This window comes from Microbacterium sp. LCT-H2 (genome assembly GCF_001866135.1).
Lineage (GTDB): Bacteria > Actinomycetota > Actinomycetes > Actinomycetales > Microbacteriaceae > Microbacterium.
On record NZ_MODW01000003.1, the window covers coordinates 370385 to 384961 of the forward strand.

17 protein-coding genes are annotated in these 14577 nt (G+C 71.6%); 8 read left to right on the top strand and 9 right to left on the bottom strand.

Translation table 11 applies throughout. The features are described from left to right. Positions 1-10: 10 nt before the first annotated feature. The 4 genes from BK819_RS10445 to BK819_RS10455 all read right to left on the bottom strand — a co-directional run bounded on the left by BK819_RS10445 (position 11) and on the right by BK819_RS10455 (position 2515). Positions 11-379 (bottom strand): hypothetical protein, encoded by a 369-nt coding sequence (locus BK819_RS10445; RefSeq protein WP_071329136.1) that lies wholly within the window; start codon positions 377-379, stop codon positions 11-13. Positions 380-435: 56 nt separating this feature from the next. Further along, on the bottom strand, positions 436-600 hold the full coding sequence (locus tag BK819_RS16820; protein ID WP_177173823.1) for a hypothetical protein: 165 nt from the start codon (positions 598-600) through the stop codon (positions 436-438). Between the two features lie 106 nt (positions 601-706). Then, the gene (locus BK819_RS10450) at positions 707-2032 is read right to left on the bottom strand and encodes an NAD(P)/FAD-dependent oxidoreductase (protein WP_071329067.1); all 1326 of its coding nucleotides are present in this window, start codon (positions 2030-2032) and stop codon (positions 707-709) included. A 108-nt stretch (positions 2033-2140) separates the two neighbouring features. Next, a complete protein-coding gene (locus BK819_RS10455; protein WP_071329068.1) occupies positions 2141-2515 on the bottom strand; it encodes a VOC family protein in 375 nt (124 codons plus the stop codon). A gap of 171 nt (positions 2516-2686) precedes the next feature. Here BK819_RS10455 and soxR point away from each other — a divergent pair, with 171 nt between their 5' ends. Continuing rightward, positions 2687-3121 carry a redox-sensitive transcriptional activator SoxR gene (gene soxR / locus BK819_RS10460; RefSeq protein ID WP_060922707.1) on the top strand — a complete coding sequence of 145 codons (435 nt, stop codon included), beginning with the start codon at positions 2687-2689 and terminating at the stop codon, positions 3119-3121. Positions 3122-3272: 151 nt separating this feature from the next. Continuing rightward, complete coding sequence (locus BK819_RS10465; protein WP_071329069.1) at positions 3273-3611, top strand: ATP-dependent DNA ligase; 339 nt, start codon at positions 3273-3275, stop codon at positions 3609-3611. Between the two features lie 37 nt (positions 3612-3648). Here the strand turns inward: BK819_RS10465 and BK819_RS10470 are convergent, their stop codons facing one another. Next, positions 3649-5088 carry a serine/threonine-protein kinase gene (locus tag BK819_RS10470; RefSeq protein ID WP_071329070.1) on the bottom strand — a complete coding sequence of 480 codons (1440 nt, stop codon included), beginning with the start codon at positions 5086-5088 and terminating at the stop codon, positions 3649-3651. Between the two features lie 134 nt (positions 5089-5222). Here BK819_RS10470 and BK819_RS10475 point away from each other — a divergent pair, with 134 nt between their 5' ends. Then, entirely contained in the window at positions 5223-6623 is a 1401-nt protein-coding gene (locus BK819_RS10475) for a threonine/serine exporter ThrE family protein (protein WP_071329071.1), read from the top strand. Positions 6624-6633: 10 nt separating this feature from the next. On the opposite strand, the gene BK819_RS10480 is transcribed toward BK819_RS10475, so the two are convergent. After that, positions 6634-7149: a GNAT family N-acetyltransferase gene (locus tag BK819_RS10480; RefSeq protein ID WP_071329072.1), complete on the bottom strand. Its 516-nt coding sequence runs from the start codon at positions 7147-7149 to the stop codon at positions 6634-6636. Between the two features lie 86 nt (positions 7150-7235). Continuing rightward, positions 7236-7727, bottom strand: coding sequence for a DUF1269 domain-containing protein (locus BK819_RS10485; protein WP_071329073.1), 492 nt, complete (start codon positions 7725-7727; stop codon positions 7236-7238). A gap of 168 nt (positions 7728-7895) precedes the next feature. On the opposite strand from BK819_RS10485, the gene BK819_RS10490 reads away from it, so the two are divergent. Then, entirely contained in the window at positions 7896-8726 is an 831-nt protein-coding gene (locus BK819_RS10490) for a zinc-ribbon domain-containing protein (RefSeq protein WP_083391741.1), read from the top strand. A 16-nt stretch (positions 8727-8742) separates the two neighbouring features. Here the strand turns inward: BK819_RS10490 and BK819_RS10495 are convergent, their stop codons facing one another. Then, positions 8743-10338, bottom strand: a complete 1596-nt coding sequence (locus BK819_RS10495; protein ID WP_071329075.1) for a DHA2 family efflux MFS transporter permease subunit — start codon at positions 10336-10338, stop codon at positions 8743-8745. A 105-nt stretch (positions 10339-10443) separates the two neighbouring features. Between BK819_RS10495 and BK819_RS10500 the strand changes: the two genes are divergently transcribed. Next, entirely contained in the window at positions 10444-10788 is a 345-nt protein-coding gene (locus BK819_RS10500; RefSeq protein WP_071329076.1) for a hypothetical protein, read from the top strand. A 26-nt stretch (positions 10789-10814) separates the two neighbouring features. On the opposite strand, the gene BK819_RS10505 is transcribed toward BK819_RS10500, so the two are convergent. After that, a complete protein-coding gene (locus tag BK819_RS10505; RefSeq protein WP_071329077.1) occupies positions 10815-11471 on the bottom strand; it encodes a metal ABC transporter ATP-binding protein in 657 nt (218 codons plus the stop codon). 55 nt (positions 11472-11526) lie between these two features. Between BK819_RS10505 and aztB the strand changes: the two genes are divergently transcribed. From aztB to aztC, 3 genes are read left to right on the top strand one after another with little or no spacing between them, the layout of a single operon-like run. Further along, the gene (gene aztB, locus BK819_RS10510; RefSeq protein ID WP_071329078.1) at positions 11527-12393 is read left to right on the top strand and encodes a zinc ABC transporter permease AztB; all 867 of its coding nucleotides are present in this window, start codon (positions 11527-11529) and stop codon (positions 12391-12393) included. Positions 12394-12413: 20 nt separating this feature from the next. Continuing rightward, entirely contained in the window at positions 12414-13637 is a 1224-nt protein-coding gene (locus BK819_RS10515) for an ABC transporter (RefSeq protein ID WP_071329079.1), read from the top strand. 1 nt (position 13638) lies between these two features. Beyond that, positions 13639-14553 (top strand): zinc ABC transporter substrate-binding protein AztC, encoded by a 915-nt coding sequence (aztC, locus tag BK819_RS10520; RefSeq protein WP_071329080.1) that lies wholly within the window; start codon positions 13639-13641, stop codon positions 14551-14553. Positions 14554-14577 lie beyond the last annotated feature (24 nt).

A 14577-nucleotide genomic window follows, 5' to 3' on the forward strand; every position in this document is an offset into this window, starting at 1 on the left:
CCACCGCCGCTCAGCCGCAGAAGGAGGAGAGTCCGTCGTGGAGGCGCTCGATCGCCTCGACGGTCTCCGGGGCCTGAAGGTCGGTCATGCCGCCGAGCTGATCGGCGCCGGAGCGGATGAGGTCGCCGAGCTGCCCGTCCATACCGTCCGCGACGCCGTCGAGGGTGGCGACGAGGTCGTCGCGGGCGGCGTCAAGCTGTTCTGCGGACGCGTCGCCCTGACTCAGCAGCTCCTGATACTGCGTGTACGCGCCATCGATGGTCGCGCACGTCTCCACCACCGGGACCCCGAACGCATCACCCGCGGTCTGGGTGATCTGGGCGCACCCCGCGAGGAGGCCGACGGCGAGAAGCAGAGGGACGAGGGCGATTCGGCGCATGCCCCGAGGGTAGCCGCGCCGGCTGGGGCGCGGCTGACCCTCGGGCGGTGCGGCGGTCACCCGCCGGACGGATTCTCCAGGGGCTTGCCCTCGTCGTCCGTCGTCTCGCGCTCGAGCATGTCGTCGGTGTTCTCACCGCTGTCGTCGGGGGCGCCGCCGGACGCCGTGTCGGCTTCCTCGTCGGCGCCCGGAGTGCCCTGCGTGTTCTGGGGGTCGCTCATGCTCTCCTCCTCTGTTCGGTCCCCCGACCGTACGTGCGCCCGTCGCGGCTGATGCAGGGGGTTGACCGGGCGCGCGTCGGCGGCCACACTGCCGTCGCCCGCGGTGTCAGTCCAGGGCCCAGAGCCGCTCGATCGGGACCGCCCGCCCGAGGATGCGCTCCGCCGCACGATGCCCGGAGAACAGGGCCGCCGGCACCGTGGCCGGATCGTCGGTCCACGTGGCCTCGCCCGCGAGGTGCAGCACGCCGCCGACCGGGGTGGCGAGGTCGTCGTGGTCCGCGGTGGTCGACCCCACGGTCATGTACGCGTACGACCCGTGCGCGAACGGATCGTCCTGCCAGGCCGTGCGATGCAACGCGAGCGGATCGGGGATTGCGTCGCCGTAGAGCCGGCGGAGCTGCGCCATGATCGAGGCCTGCACCTGCGCGTCGGTCCAGTCCCGCGTCGCGAGGGCAGCGGGCCCGGCGGCGAAGGTGAGCAGGAGCGGCTCGTCGTGCAGCGCGGTGAGGTCGTACCAGGAGTGCCACCACCGCGCCTCGGAGCCTTGCTGCCGGAGGGCGTACACCCCGTCTTCCCAGAACCGCGCGGGGAACCGCAGGAACACCTTCTCGAAGGCGTTCATGCGCAGCCGCCCCAGCGCCTCGGCGTTCACCGGCGGCAGCGGAGGGACGATCTCCACGGTCCCGGCCTGCAGCACGCCGACGGGAACCGTGATGACGGTCGTGTCCCCGGAGAAGTCGCCATGCGAGGTCCGCACCCAGACGCCGTCGTCGCTCCAGTCGACACGGGTGACGAGGTGCTCCAGCCGGATGTCGAGGCCTTCGGCCAGGCGCTCCGGGAGCACGACGTACCCGTCGGGGAACACGACCTCGTCGCCCTCGATGGCGTCGTCGTCGAGGCCGTGCGCGGCGAGGTCCTCGATCCACGCCCCGTACTGCTCCTCGGCGCGATGCTCCAGGTACTCCCGCACCCGCTGCGTACGCTCGGCGCTCCATCCCTGGCGCGAGAGGGCCTCGTCCGTGACGTCGCGGTAGGAGGCCGTGGGGCGGGAGGCGGCGATGATGTCCGGGAGCACGGCGTCCACCGCGTGGACATCGGCGGCGAAGGCGCGTGTCTCCTCGGCGGAGAGCGGGCGCCCGTCGGGGCCGTGATAGGCGATCGGCCGGCTGTCCACCTGGAAACCGCCGACGGTGAACTCCACGGTCCGCATGCCGAAGGCCTCGGCGGCCGCCGCCACCGGACTGCCGTCGACACCGTGGATCCACGAGGCGCCGAGATCGACGACACCGTCGGTCCGATCCGTGTGCACTCTGCCGCCGATCCGGTCGCGCGCTTCGAGCACCACGACCGTCCGTCCGGCATCCTGCAGCAGCCGGGCCGCTGTCAAACCCGCCACGCCCGCGCCGACGATCACCGTGTCGACCTGCTCCATGCGCTCCTCCTCGCAGCCCCTCCGCAGGGAGCCGTGCCCCGACGATAGCCCAGCCCGGCACCCGCCGACAGGGCCGCGGAGCCCGACGACCCGCCCGCGATGCCGGGCTCAGGCGGCGTGCTGGATGAGTCCGAGCAAAGTGCCGTCCGGGTCGAAGAACTTCAGGAAGAGGGCGAAACCGCCGTCGTCGAAGCTCACCACGTCGACGCCCTCCGCCGCGAACCGCTCGGCGAGCGCATGGATCTCGGTCGTGCGCAGGAAGAAGAGCGGCCGCTCCTCCCCCGACACCGTGAGCTTCATCGGCGCGTGCCCTGGCGCCTCCCACAGCATGAGGTCGGGACCACCCTCGGCGCGGAGCATGGCGCTCGACCCGTAGTGGGTGAGGACGCGGAAGCCGAGCAGACGCTCGTACCACGCGATGGACGCCGCGAGGTCGGCGACGGGCAGCTGGATGTGATCGAGTCCGGCGAGGACGGATGTCATGGGAAAACCCTCCGTGGTCGTGTCCGTTCACGGTAGCGCCACCCACCGACCACACCGCGCGCCGGATGACAACCCCCTGGGCGTCGCACGCGGCACAGCGCACCCGCCGACCTCACGCTGACCGTTCCGCCCGTTCCTCAACTATTGTTGAGGTCTACGGAAGGGCGACGGATGGAACCGGACGATCTCCTCCCGATCGGGGAGGTCACCCGACGCACGGGCGTCGCGCCCTCCGCACTGCACTTCTACGAGCAGCTCGGCCTCATCGCCTCGACGCGCACGCCCGGAAACCAGCGGCGGTATCGCCGCCACATGCTGCGACGGATCTCGATCATCGTCGTGGCCAAACGCATCGGCATCCCGCTCAGCGAGGTCCAGGAACTCTTCCAGACCCTGCCCGTCGATGCCCCGCCCTCACACGGCGATTGGCGCCGCGTGGCGAAACGCTGGCGCGCCGAGCTCGAGGAGCGGCGGACCCAGCTCGAGCACCTGCAGCGCGAGCTCGCGGGCTGCATCGGCTGCGGCTGCCTGTCCCTGAAGGCCTGCCGCCTGCTGAATCCGGAGGACGCCCTCGGCGAGAACGGCCCCGGCCCCCGCCGCATCTGAGGCCGGGGGCGTCCGCCTCGGCCGGGTGCCCGAAGGTAGGGTGGTGCGGAGCTCGGATCGGTGAGAGCGTGGAGACATCCCCACCAGCGATCAGCGTGGTTGCGCCTCGTGGCAACGGGTTCCTGTGGAGATGGAACGAAGGATCCATCGAATGGGCAGGTTCATCTATGAGGGCGGTCCGAAGATCGAGATCGAGGACCGCCCTCTCACACACATCCAGCTCGTCATGACGACGAAGCTCCGGCGCGGCGAGCCGATGCCGTTCTCGTGGAAGGAAGACGCCTCTGTCGGGGGCGGTCGGACGACGGTCTGGGTGCATGCGCACTCGAACATCGTGTTCAAGTTCTTCGGCAACAGGCCTCCGGCCATCAACCGGCGGTGGGTGGACGCGCTCGCGTTCACCGCGAACACGCTGCACGGCCTATACCTGGTGCCGGAGCCGACCGAGTCGAGCAGCGCCTCCCGGCAGCTCGCGGGTCTCACCGTCTGACATCGGCACCGCCGAAGCGGAGGGCAGGCCCGAGGACTCAGTCCTCGAGGTCGGCGTCCTCCTCTTTCGCCTTCTCGGCCTTCTCCTGGGCCTTCTCCACGTCCTTCTCGGCGGCCTCCTGCGCCTTCTCGGCCTTCTTCTGCGCGTCCTCCTCGGCCTTCCGCTGCTCGTCGGCGGCCTTCTGCGCGGCCTTCTCGGCGGCCTCCTGCGCCTTCTCGGCCTTCTTGTCGTCCGGCAGGTCGGGCTTCGGTTCCGGGGCGGGGGCGTCGACCGGGGTCACCGGCTCGTCCGCCTCTTCCGGCACGGTCGCTGGCACGACGACTGCCGGTGTGGGCGACGAGCGCGGACTCGGCTCGGTGTCGACGGGGGTCACCACGGGATTCGGGTTGAGCGCTCCCGCGGCCCAGAGCGTTCCGGCGACGGTGAGGGCGACCGCGACCGCCACGGCTCCGGTCAGGAGTCCGCGGCGTCGCCGCGCACGCTGCATCCGCGGACCCCGAGTATGGAGAACGACCCCGTCGGGGGGCTGGCGGCGAGGAAGCACGAGGGTCGGCGTCGGCGCCGACGGCGCGGTCGACGCCTGCTCCGCGAACGCTGCCGCGGCGATCGGAGCCGGCACCGCGGGCCGCGGGGGAATCGAGGGGTCGTGCGCGAGCGCGGACACCGCCGCGAAGACGCCGGCGGCGCTCGGCCGGTCCCCGGGGTCCGTTGCGGTCATCCGCTGCAGCAGCGCGGACCAGGCGGGACCCACTGAGTCCGGGATCGTGGGCGGTTCGATCAAGCGGGCCAGGGTGGCACCGATCCCCTCCGCCTCCGCGAAGGCGCGCTCGCCCGTGAGCGCTTCGCGCAGGACAAGCCCCAGTGCGTAGATGTCGGCGGGCGGCGCGGGCGCGGCGCCGTTGAGCTGTTCCGGCGCCAGATACGCCGCGGTGCCGATCACTGTCCCCGGCGACGTCAGCCGGGCCGCATCCACGAGCACCGAGATCCCGAAATCGGCGAGCTTGGCGCCCGACCGGCTCCCCACGAGGGAGCGCCCCGTGAGGAGGACGTTGGAGGGTTTGATGTCGCGGTGCACGATCCCCGCGCCGTGCACGACGTGCAGGGCCTCCGCGAGATCGGCCGCGAGCGCCGCCACCTCGGACGAGGACAGCGGCCCCTGGGCGATCCGCTCCGCGAGGGTCGGACCGTCGACGAACTCCATCACCAGGTACTCGGCCCGTCCCGGATGCAACTGCGCGTCGTACAGCGTGACCAGCGCGGGGTGGTTGAGTGAGGCGAGCACGGTCATCTCGCTGCGGGCCCGATCGGAGGCGGCCCCCTGCTCGGTCTCCGCGCGGAGCATCTTGATGGCCACCGTGCGCCCGAGCAGCGAGTCCTCCGCGCGGTACACGCGCGCCATCCCGCCCTGCCCGACGCACTCCCGGAGGTGGTAGCGACCATCGAGCAGCGCCTCCGTGGGAAGCGAGTCATCCGTCATCGTCGAATCCTCCTGCCGCGGCGTCGGGAGCGGCGCGGCGAGACCCCACTGTAGAAGCGCGGTCGGCAGCCGTCTCGGGCCTTGACAGACGGGCCGTCGATGGGGAGGTCTCAGACCGCGGGAGAATGGGACATATGCCCGCGCGTTCTCCCCAGCGACTGCTCCTCTCCGTCCGCCGGCTGCTGCACACCGATCCGTCCGCGGTCGCCCACACCGAGGCGATGCCCGTGATCGACGAGCACACGGTCCCGCGGGTCCTCGATCTGGCGACACGCATCGGAGAGTCGATGTTCGCGGTCGGCGCCTCGGCGCACGAGGTCACGCTCGCGATCACCCGCGTCTGCGAGGCGTACGGCCTCAAGGGCGTCCAGGTCGACGTGACCTACAACTCGATCACGGTGTCCTTCCACCTCAGCGGGGAGGTCTGGCCGGAGACGCTGGTCCGCGTGGTCCGGGTCGCCGCCCCCGACCACGCCAAGCTGCAGCGCGTGCAGGCGCTCGTCGCCGACATCGACGGCGGACTGGATCTGGAGTCCGCGCGCACCGCGTTCCGAGTCATCCGCCGCGTGCCCTTCCGCTATCAGCAGCCCGTGGTGATCGTCGCACGGGCGCTCCTCGCGGTCGGGGTGAGCATCATGCTCGGAGCCTCTCCGCTCATCGTGGGTCTCACGTTCGTCGCCGCGCTGGCGGCGGCGCTCACCCAAGCGGGCCTGGCCCGGCTGAGGGTGCCGCTGTTCTTCAGCCAGATCGCCGGAGGCCTCGTCACCACGGTCGTCGCGGTCGCCGTGTCGGCGCTCGGCAGCGCGGGGATCGATCCGTTCGTCGGCATCCGCCCGTCGATCATCGTCGCCTCCGGAATCGTGCTCATGCTCGCGGGACTCACGGTGGTGGGCGCCGCGCAGGATGCCATCGACGGCTTCGCGCTCACCGCCGGCGGCCGCATCCTCGACCTGACGATGCAGACGCTCGGGGTGGTGATCGGCATCCTCGTCGGCCTGGAGCTCGGCGGCGTGCTCGGCTTCACGATGGAGCTCCCGGACGACCCCGCGCCCTTCGGGCCCCTGCTCAACCAATTCGCGGGGGCCATCATCATCGCGGTCGCCGTGGCCGTGTTCAACGGCGCGGGCATCCGCATCATCCTCGTCAGCGCCCTGCTCAGCGCCGTCACCCTTGCCGGGTACGCCGGCACCGTCGCGCTCCAGCTCCACCCGGCCGCGGCGAGCGCGGTCGGAGCGCTGCTGGCGAGCTTCATCGGCATGCTCATCGCGCACAACCTGCACGTGCCCTCGGTCGCGGTGACGACCGCCGCGATCGTCCCGCTCGTTCCCGGTGTCGCGGTCTTCCAGGGCCTTCTCGAGGTCGTGCACGCAGCGGGCACCTCCACCGGGATGCTCACCGTGGGCGGATCGCTGATCGACGCCGCCGTGATCGGCATCGCCCTCGCCTCCGGCGCCTCCCTCGGGCTCTACCTCGGAACGCCGGTGCGAGCGACCCTCGCCGGCGTCGCGAAGACCAGGGCGCGCGTGCGCCGCTGACCCGACGGCGTCATCCCGCCGGGGAGTCGGCGGCGAGGTCGAGCACCCACGCGTTGATCGTGAGCTCAGCGCCGCGGAACTGCTCCGTGAGGGTTCCCTGACGAGTGAATCCGCCCCGCCGACACACCGCGTTCGACGCCGGGTTGTCGACCCCGGGGAACGCGAGCAGCGAACGCCCGTCCCCTGCGCGATCGCGGAGGAGATCGACGAGCAGAGCCAGAGCCCGGGCAGCCACTCGCCGGCCCTGTGCAGCGGGCAGCACGAACCAGCCGGTCTCCCACGCCGGTTCGTCCTGCCACGTGATCCGCCACGCGCCGATCGAGCCGAGAGGCTGCCCCTCGTCGTCGACGATCGCGAACATCAGGGCCTCGTCCTCCGCGACGAGGCGCAGATACCTCTCGTGTCGCGCCTGCACCTCCGCTGCGCTCTCCGGCCCGTTGAGGTGCGCCGTCATCTCCGGGGTGTTCGCCGCCCGCAGGAGAGGGAGATCATCGGCCGACCAGGGCCGGAGGCTCAGTGTGTCCACGCTCGGAGCCTCGCACGCCCCACCGACACCGGAGACGACGGTGCGCCCGCCGCGGACGGCTCCACGACGGGCGCATCGGCCGGGGCTCAGTGGCCGCCGAGATCCTTGACCAGCTCGGCCTCGTCCTCCTTCGACAGCGAGGTCTGCACGACCGTGCCGTTGTACGGGGCCAGCGCCTCGGCGAACTTGTCCTCCGTGAGCTTGAGCGCGTAGATGACGACGGCGGACTTGCCGGCCGTCACGGTGGCCTTCACGCGATCGCGGAAATCGGCGTCGATGCCGGTCTTGTCGAGTCCCGCGAAAAGCGCCCCGAGCAGACCGCCGAACACCAGCCCGGCAACAGGGATGAAGAACAGGATGCCGATCAGCGCACCGAACAAGGCGCCGGAGGCGACTCCGAGGCCGATCCTGCTCCCGGCCCCCGGGTACTCCACCTTCGTCTTGCCCTCGCCGTCCACCTTCACGAGCGCGAGGCCGGCGAGTTCGACGACGAGGTCGTCCTGCAGGGCCTGGACGCGGTTGTAGGCGCCCTCCGCGTCGCTCTCGGTGTCATAGGAGATGACGATCAGTTCAGCCATGGTTTCCTGCTTTCGGTTGCGATCGGAGATGCTCTCCACGCGCGCAGAGGCACCGGTCTTCGCCACCGACCCTAGGCGCGCCCCTGCGGACACGACAGAGCAGCCGCCGATGTTCACCCTGGTGACTCCGCAGCGGCGATGTCGGTGGCCTCGCCTAGCGTCGCTGTCGTGCCCGAGCCCGTGCAACAGTGGTGGGCGAGACGCCAGTTCTCGCGCGGACTCGACGTGCCCTACGCGGTGGGCACCTACCGGGCGGCGTGGGCGGCCTACCCCGAGCTCATCCGGCAGTACCACCCGGAGCTCAACCACGGCATCGCACTCTCGCAGATCCCGTTGGCGGCCGATGTGCTGCTCTGCTGGGAGTGCGCCGTCGGCCACCTGTTCGCGGCGACGCCGACCGAGCAGCGCGAACGCCCGGGGCGGGTGCGACGGCGCTCGTCCTGGTGCCCCGAGTGCACGGCGCTGGCGCGTCCGCAGTCCGTGGTCCTCGGAGAGGCGCGGGCGCTCCCCGCCCGTCCGAAGAAGGCGGCGCCGCCGCTGTGCACGAAGACCCCCGCGCTGCCGACGGGGACCGCGTTCCTGAGTGTGTGCGCTCCGAAACCGGCCTCGGCGGCCGAGGGGAAGCTCCGGCGGGCGCTCACCGAACGGCTGCTGTTCCCTGACGACGTCAACGCCATCAAGGTCGCGCGGCCGTTCTTCCGGCACACGGAGGTGTGGCCCGACATCCTGCTCCCGGAGCTGCGGATCGCGATCGAGTACGACACGGTCGGCCGGCACGGGCTGGAGCACGTCGGGAAGAGGGAGGAGACCGATCGCCGGAAGGACCGCGCAGTACGCGCCGCCGGCTGGGAGGTGGTGCGCGTGCGGATGGGGACGCTCGAGCCGCTCGGGCCGTTCGACCTCTCGCTCGCCTCCCTCGGCGCCAGCGGCATCACCCGGCTGGTCGACCGGCTCCGGGACATCCGCGGAGCGCTCCTGGTCGACGCCTACCTGCGCTGAGGGAGCCCGCTTCCCTTCACGATGCGACCGACTCGTCCCCGCGCCGCTCCCGGGGAGAGCCGAGGGCGACGGTGGAGAGCAGGCCGAGAGTGAGGAAACCGGCCGCCGTCCAGGCCGCGTAGCGGGTGCCGTCGGAGAACGCGCTGCGGGCCGCCTCGGCGAACGGCGCCGTCTCCGGGTTCTGGTCGAGCCCCGCGATGGCGGCGCCGGCGCTGTCCACGACGGCGGAGACCACCTGGTCGCGCGCCGCCGACGGCACGCCGCGGTCATCGAGTGCCGCCCCGAGCACGACCGCCGTGCTCGTGAACAGGACGGTGCCGAGCACGGCCACCCCGAGCGCCGCGCCGAGCTGACGAGACGTCGACTGGGTGCCGGACGCGGCCCCGCTGTCCGTAACAGGCACGTCGGCGAGCACGACGCCAGTGAGCTGCGCGGTCGCGAGCCCCACACCGAGCCCGTACACGAAGAGGAACGGAACGAGGGGCACCCAGGACGCCTCTGGGGCGATCACGAGCCCCACACCGGCGACGCCGACGATCTCGGCGAGGAGCCCGACCCTGACCACCCAGACCGGGGCGATCCGTCCGCTCGCGGCACCGGCCACTCCGCTGGCGAGGAAGGATCCGCCCGCGAGGGCGAGCAGCAGCAGACCGGTCTGCAGCGCGTCGAAGCCGAGCACGAACTGCAGCCAGAGCGGGAGCGCGAGGATGAGGCCGAACTCTCCGAGGGACACGACGGCGGCGGCGATGTTCCCGTTGCGGAACGACGGGATCGCGAACAGGCGCAGCGCGAGCAGGGTGGAGCGCCCGTGTCGTTGGCGGTGCAGGCCCCAGGCGATGAACGCGACCAGCCCGAGGCCCGCGAGGGCGAACGCGAACGGGATGGGCGAGAGCTCCCCCGGCCAGGTCCAGCCGCCGATCTGCGGGCGCTCGTCCACGAGCCACCAGCCGTACGTGCGGCCCTCGATGAGCGCGAAGACGAGACTGCCCATCGTCACGACCGAGAGCACGGCCCCCACCACGTCGATCCGTTCCGTGCGCTCTCCACGCGATTCGGCCACGGTCAGCAGGACACCGACGACGATCAGCAGGCCGAGCGGGATGTTGATGCCGAACGCCCAGCGCCAGGAGAAGGCGGTGGTCAGCCACCCGCCGAGGAGCGGTCCCACGGCCGCCATGCCGCCGATGGTCGAGCCCCAGACGGCAAACGCGATGCCGCGTTCCCGCCCGCGGAAAGTCGCGTTGATGATCGACAGGGTGGTCGGCAGGATCATGGCACCGCCGACGCCCTGCACCAGCCGGGCGAGGATGAGGATGCTCCCGCTCGGCGCGGTGGCGGCGAGGACGGAGGCGGCGGCGAACACGACGACACCGACGATCATGACGCGGCGACGACCGAAGCGGTCGGCGAGGCTGCCGAAGACGAGCAGGAGGGCGGCGAAGACGAGGGTGTAGGACTCCTGCACCCACTGCACCTCGGTCGAGGTGATCCCCAGGTCGTCGACGATGGCCGGGATGGCGACGTTGACGATCGTCGAGTCGACGATGATGAGGCTGACGGCGATGCTGATGAAGACCAGACCCGCCCAGCGCCGGCGTTGCAATCTGTCCATGTTCGCTAGCCTAGTTAGATACTTGAATGGAAAGCAGTTTTATCCGTTCTCTCTCGCGAGCGCAACCCCCGTGCGCACGGACGCGCGGAGCGCGATGATGCCCTCATGAAACTCGTCTCCTACGCCGGCCAGCAGCTCATCACCTCCGACGACATCGCGGAGACGCTGCTCACCCTGGCCGCCGCCATCGCCAGGGAGGGCGAGTCCGAAGCGGTCGAGATTCCGATCCTCTTGGAGGGCGAGAAGGACTGGGCCGATCTCCTCGTCGGCGTCGGCAACGACGTGCTCGTCAGCCCTCACCACGCCGTGGACGCCGACCCGGACTTCTCCGCCGAGGTCGATGAGCTGCGGTCCCACCGCCTGTTCCCGAAGCCGCCGAGCGAGACGTCATCGCCGGGCGACATCGAGGTCCCGGCGCTCTCCGACTTCGACATGGGCCACGGACTCTGATCGCGCTCCGCTGAGCGACTGCCCCCTCAGCGCGACGTGGGGAGCCGCGCACCGTCGCGGAGCGCGACCTCGCGGTCGGCATCGGCGATCAGGGTCGCATCGTGCGTGACACAGAGGACGGCCGCCCCGCGGTCCGCCTCCTCGCGCAGCACTGTCCGGATGCGACGGACCGATGCGGCGTCCAGGCCCGTCGTCGGCTCGTCCACGAGCAGGATGCCTGCTTCCCCCGCGAGCCCTTGAGCCAGGAGCACACGCTGCTGCTGGCCGCCGGACAGCGTCGCGAACGGCAGACGCTGCAGTGACGACACGGCGGTGCGCTCCATCGCCGCCGCCACCGCCGCACGCGACCGCCGATCCCGCCGCCGGAACGCCCCGAGCCGACGCCACGTCCCGACCGTCACGACGTCTCGCGCGGTGAGCGGAAGGCCCGGAGGCACCGCGGCGCGCTGCGGCACGAAGGCGATCGGACCGGTCACACTCCGCCACCCCCTGGTCGGTGAGCGCACCCCGGCGGCCACCTCCAGGAGCGTCGACTTCCCCGCGCCGTTCGGACCCGTGACCACGACGAACTCGCCCGCCTCCACCTCCAGGGTGACGCCGCGCAGGGCCTCGCGGTCGCCGAGCCGGACGGAGACGTCGTCGAGACGCAGGGCGCCGTCGGCGGTGCGGAGGGTTCTCGTCATGACTCCAGTTTATGAATTTGATAATCATTCTCAACTACGAATAGGCTCGCGTTCCGTGACCCCCTCGCTCGCCGCCCTGCTCACCCCGTTCACGCTCGAGTTCTTCCAGCGCGGACTCCTCGGCGGCGCTCTCGTCGCGGTCCTCTGCGGGGTCGTCGGCACCTGGGTCGTCGTCCGAGGGATGGCCTTCCTCGGTGAGGCCCTGGCCCACGGGATGCTGCCCGGCGTCGCGCTGGCCACGGTGCTCGGGGCGCCCGTGCTCGTCGGCGGGGCGGTCAGCGCCGTCGCGATGAGCATCGGCATCGGCGCCCTGCAGCGACGCGCCCGACTCTCCTACGACACGAGCATCGGACTGCTCTTCGTCGCGATGCTGGCCCTGGGGGTGATCATCATCTCCCACTCCGGGAGCTTCGCCACGGATGCGACGGCGATCCTCTTCGGCGACATCCTCGCGATCACCCGCCCCGACCTCCTCCTGCTCGCGGCGGCCGCGGTCGTGGGAGTAACGGTCGCCACCCTCTGCCATCGGCCGTTCGTCGCGCTCGCCCTCGACGCCCGCATCGCGACGGTGCTCGGGCTCCGCCCACGGTGGGCACAGGCGGCCCTCGTCGGACTGGTGACGCTCGCGGTGGTGGCGTCGTACCAGGCGGTCGGCTCGCTGCTCGTCGTCGGTCTGCTCCTCGCCCCCGCGGTCGCCGCCGGACAGTGGACGTCGCGCCTGCCCACGCGGATGGCGCTCGCGTGCGCCTTCGGCGTGGCTGCCGTCCTCGCCGGTCTCCTCGCGTCCTGGTATGCGGCCACCGCCGCGGGAGCGTCCGTCGCCGGCGCCGCGATCGCCCTCGCCGGTCTGTCCTGGGCGGCGCGGGTCGCCGTGCGAACACCGCGGCCGATCGCCCCTCCGGCCCCTGTCTCCGCCTCCTGATTCGTCCCGAAAGGCTCATCGTGCATTCCCGCCTCCTTCCCCTCATCACCGTCGCCGCCCTGACTCTCCCCCTCGCGTCCTGCGCCGGGTCCGCGGCGGAGAGTCCCGCCACTTCCTCCGCCGGAGACGGCCACGGCGCGATCGCCGGAGCCGAAGAGGTCGCCGAACCGCAGCTCGGACTCACGACCATCGACGCGCAGGGTCGGGTCACCCACCTCGACCTCCTGGACGAGAGCGTCACCGACATCGGCACGGTGGCCGCCCCGGAGGGCATGACGACCGACGGCCGGTATCTCCTCGCAGACACCGGCGACGGCGTCGAGGTCGTCGACAGCGGCGTCTGGACGTGGGACCACGTCGACCACTTCCACTACTACCGCGCCGATCCCGCCCTGCTCGGCGCGGTGGAGGGCGACGGCGCGGCGACGGTCGCGACGACGAACAGCTCGACCACCGGCGGCACCGGCATCTCCTTCTCCGGGTCCGGAGACGCCGTCCTCCTCGACACGGAGGCCCTGTCGAAGGGGGAGATCCGTGAGCTGTTCCGCATCGAGCGTTCCCCGCACGAGGGGCTGGTGGTGCCGGTCGGGTCGTTCGCGCTGGTGACCGAGGCCGACGGGGAGACGGGCGGAGTCGTCGCCGGCTACACGGCGGACGGCGAGCGCACCGGCCTCCGGGAGGACTGCGCCGCACCGACCGGCACGATCACGACCAGGGTCGGGGCGGTCATCGGCTGCGCCGACGGTGCCCTGCTCGCCCGCGTCGAGGCCGGGGCGCTCACCGTGGACCGCATCCCGTACCCGGACGGATCGCCGGCCGGAGCCGTGTCCGCGTTCCACAACCGCGAGGGGCGCCCCACGGTCGCCGGCCTCGCCGGACCGACCGACATCCGGGTCCTCGACACCCGCGCGCAGGCCTGGACGGTACTCACCGCCCCCACTCCCCTCGCGCAGGTCACCGCGGTCAGCGATGAGGACGACACCCTCCTCGCGCTGGCGCAGGACGGACGCGTGCTTGTGCTCAGCGCGCTCGACGGGACGGTGCGGGCGGAGACCACCCCGCTGGTGGCGGCATCGCTGGAGGCAGGAGAGGCTCCGGCCCTCATCGCCGATCAGCACCGCGCCTATCTGAGTGGCCCGGCGGAGCACCGGCTGTTCGAGATCGACTACGCCGACGACGCCCGCCTCGCGAGGACCTTCGATACCGCCGACGCCCCGGCGTTCGTCGCCGAGACGGGACGCTGACATGCGCCTCCTGCACCCCCTCGCCGCCGTTCTCGCCGCGCTCACCGCCGCCGTTCTCGCCGCCTGCGCCACCCCCGCCGATGCACGGCCGGTGGTCGTCGTCTCGACGAACATCCTGGGCGATGTGGTCGGCGAGCTCGTCGGCGATCAGGCTCGCGTCGTCACCCTCATGAAGCCGAACGCCGACCCGCACTCGTTCGAGATCTCGGCGCAGGAGGCCGCCACGCTGCGGGACGCCGACCTGCTCGTCTCCAACGGACTCGGGCTCGAGGAGGGCCTGCAGCAGCATCTCGACGCGGCCGTCGCGGCCGAGGTGCCGTCCTTCGTCGCGGGCGACGCGATCGGAGTCCTGGACTACCGCGACGGCGACGCTGCGGGAATGCCGGACTCGCACTTCTGGACCGATCCGGCGCGGATGATCGACGTCGTCGACGCCCTGGAGCCCGCCCTGGCCGCGCTCGACGGAGTCGACGCCGACATCCTCGCCGCCGACGTGGCCGATTATCGCGAGGAGCTGACGGCGCTCGACGCCGAGATGACGACCGCGTTCGCCACGATCCCGGAGGATCGCCGGGCGCTCGTGACGAACCACCACGTCTTCGGCTACCTCGCCGACCGCTTCGACTTCGAGGTCGTCGGCGCCGTCATCCCGGGCGGCACCACGCTCGCGGCCCCCTCGGCCTCCGACCTCGCCGATCTCGTGGGTGCCGTGGAGGAGACGGGTGTACCCGCCGTCTTCGCGGAGTCCTCCTCCCCCGACCGCCTCGTCCAGGCGCTCGCCGACGAAGCCGACGTCCACGTCGAGGTGATCGAGCTGTTCACCGAGTCGCTCACCGCGGAAGACGGCGGCGCCCCGGACTACCTGACCATGATGCGCGTCAACACCGAGCGCATCGCCTCCGGTCTCACCCGCTGAGACCATCCCTCACAAGAAAGAAGC

Excerpts from the sequence above, each read along its gene's own strand:
- aztC (WP_071329080.1), top strand. The coding sequence starts at position 13,639 with ATGCGCCTCCTGCACCCCCTCGCCGCCGTTCTCGCCGCGCTCACCGCC.
- BK819_RS10470 (WP_071329070.1), bottom strand. The coding sequence starts at position 5,088 with ATGACGGATGACTCGCTTCCCACGGAGGCGCTGCTCGATGGTCGCTAC.
- BK819_RS10465 (WP_071329069.1), top strand. The coding sequence starts at position 3,273 with ATGGGCAGGTTCATCTATGAGGGCGGTCCGAAGATCGAGATCGAGGAC.
- BK819_RS10450 (WP_071329067.1), bottom strand. The coding sequence starts at position 2,032 with ATGGAGCAGGTCGACACGGTGATCGTCGGCGCGGGCGTGGCGGGTTTG.
- BK819_RS10455 (WP_071329068.1), bottom strand. The coding sequence starts at position 2,515 with ATGACATCCGTCCTCGCCGGACTCGATCACATCCAGCTGCCCGTCGCC.
- BK819_RS10445 (WP_071329136.1), bottom strand. The coding sequence starts at position 379 with ATGCGCCGAATCGCCCTCGTCCCTCTGCTTCTCGCCGTCGGCCTCCTC.
- BK819_RS10475 (WP_071329071.1), top strand. The coding sequence starts at position 5,223 with ATGCCCGCGCGTTCTCCCCAGCGACTGCTCCTCTCCGTCCGCCGGCTG.
- BK819_RS10495 (WP_071329075.1), bottom strand. The coding sequence starts at position 10,338 with ATGGACAGATTGCAACGCCGGCGCTGGGCGGGTCTGGTCTTCATCAGC.
- BK819_RS10485 (WP_071329073.1), bottom strand. The coding sequence starts at position 7,727 with ATGGCTGAACTGATCGTCATCTCCTATGACACCGAGAGCGACGCGGAG.
- BK819_RS16820 (WP_177173823.1), bottom strand. The coding sequence starts at position 600 with ATGAGCGACCCCCAGAACACGCAGGGCACTCCGGGCGCCGACGAGGAA.
- soxR (WP_060922707.1), top strand. The coding sequence starts at position 2,687 with ATGGAACCGGACGATCTCCTCCCGATCGGGGAGGTCACCCGACGCACG.
- BK819_RS10500 (WP_071329076.1), top strand. The coding sequence starts at position 10,444 with ATGAAACTCGTCTCCTACGCCGGCCAGCAGCTCATCACCTCCGACGAC.
- BK819_RS10505 (WP_071329077.1), bottom strand. The coding sequence starts at position 11,471 with ATGACGAGAACCCTCCGCACCGCCGACGGCGCCCTGCGTCTCGACGAC.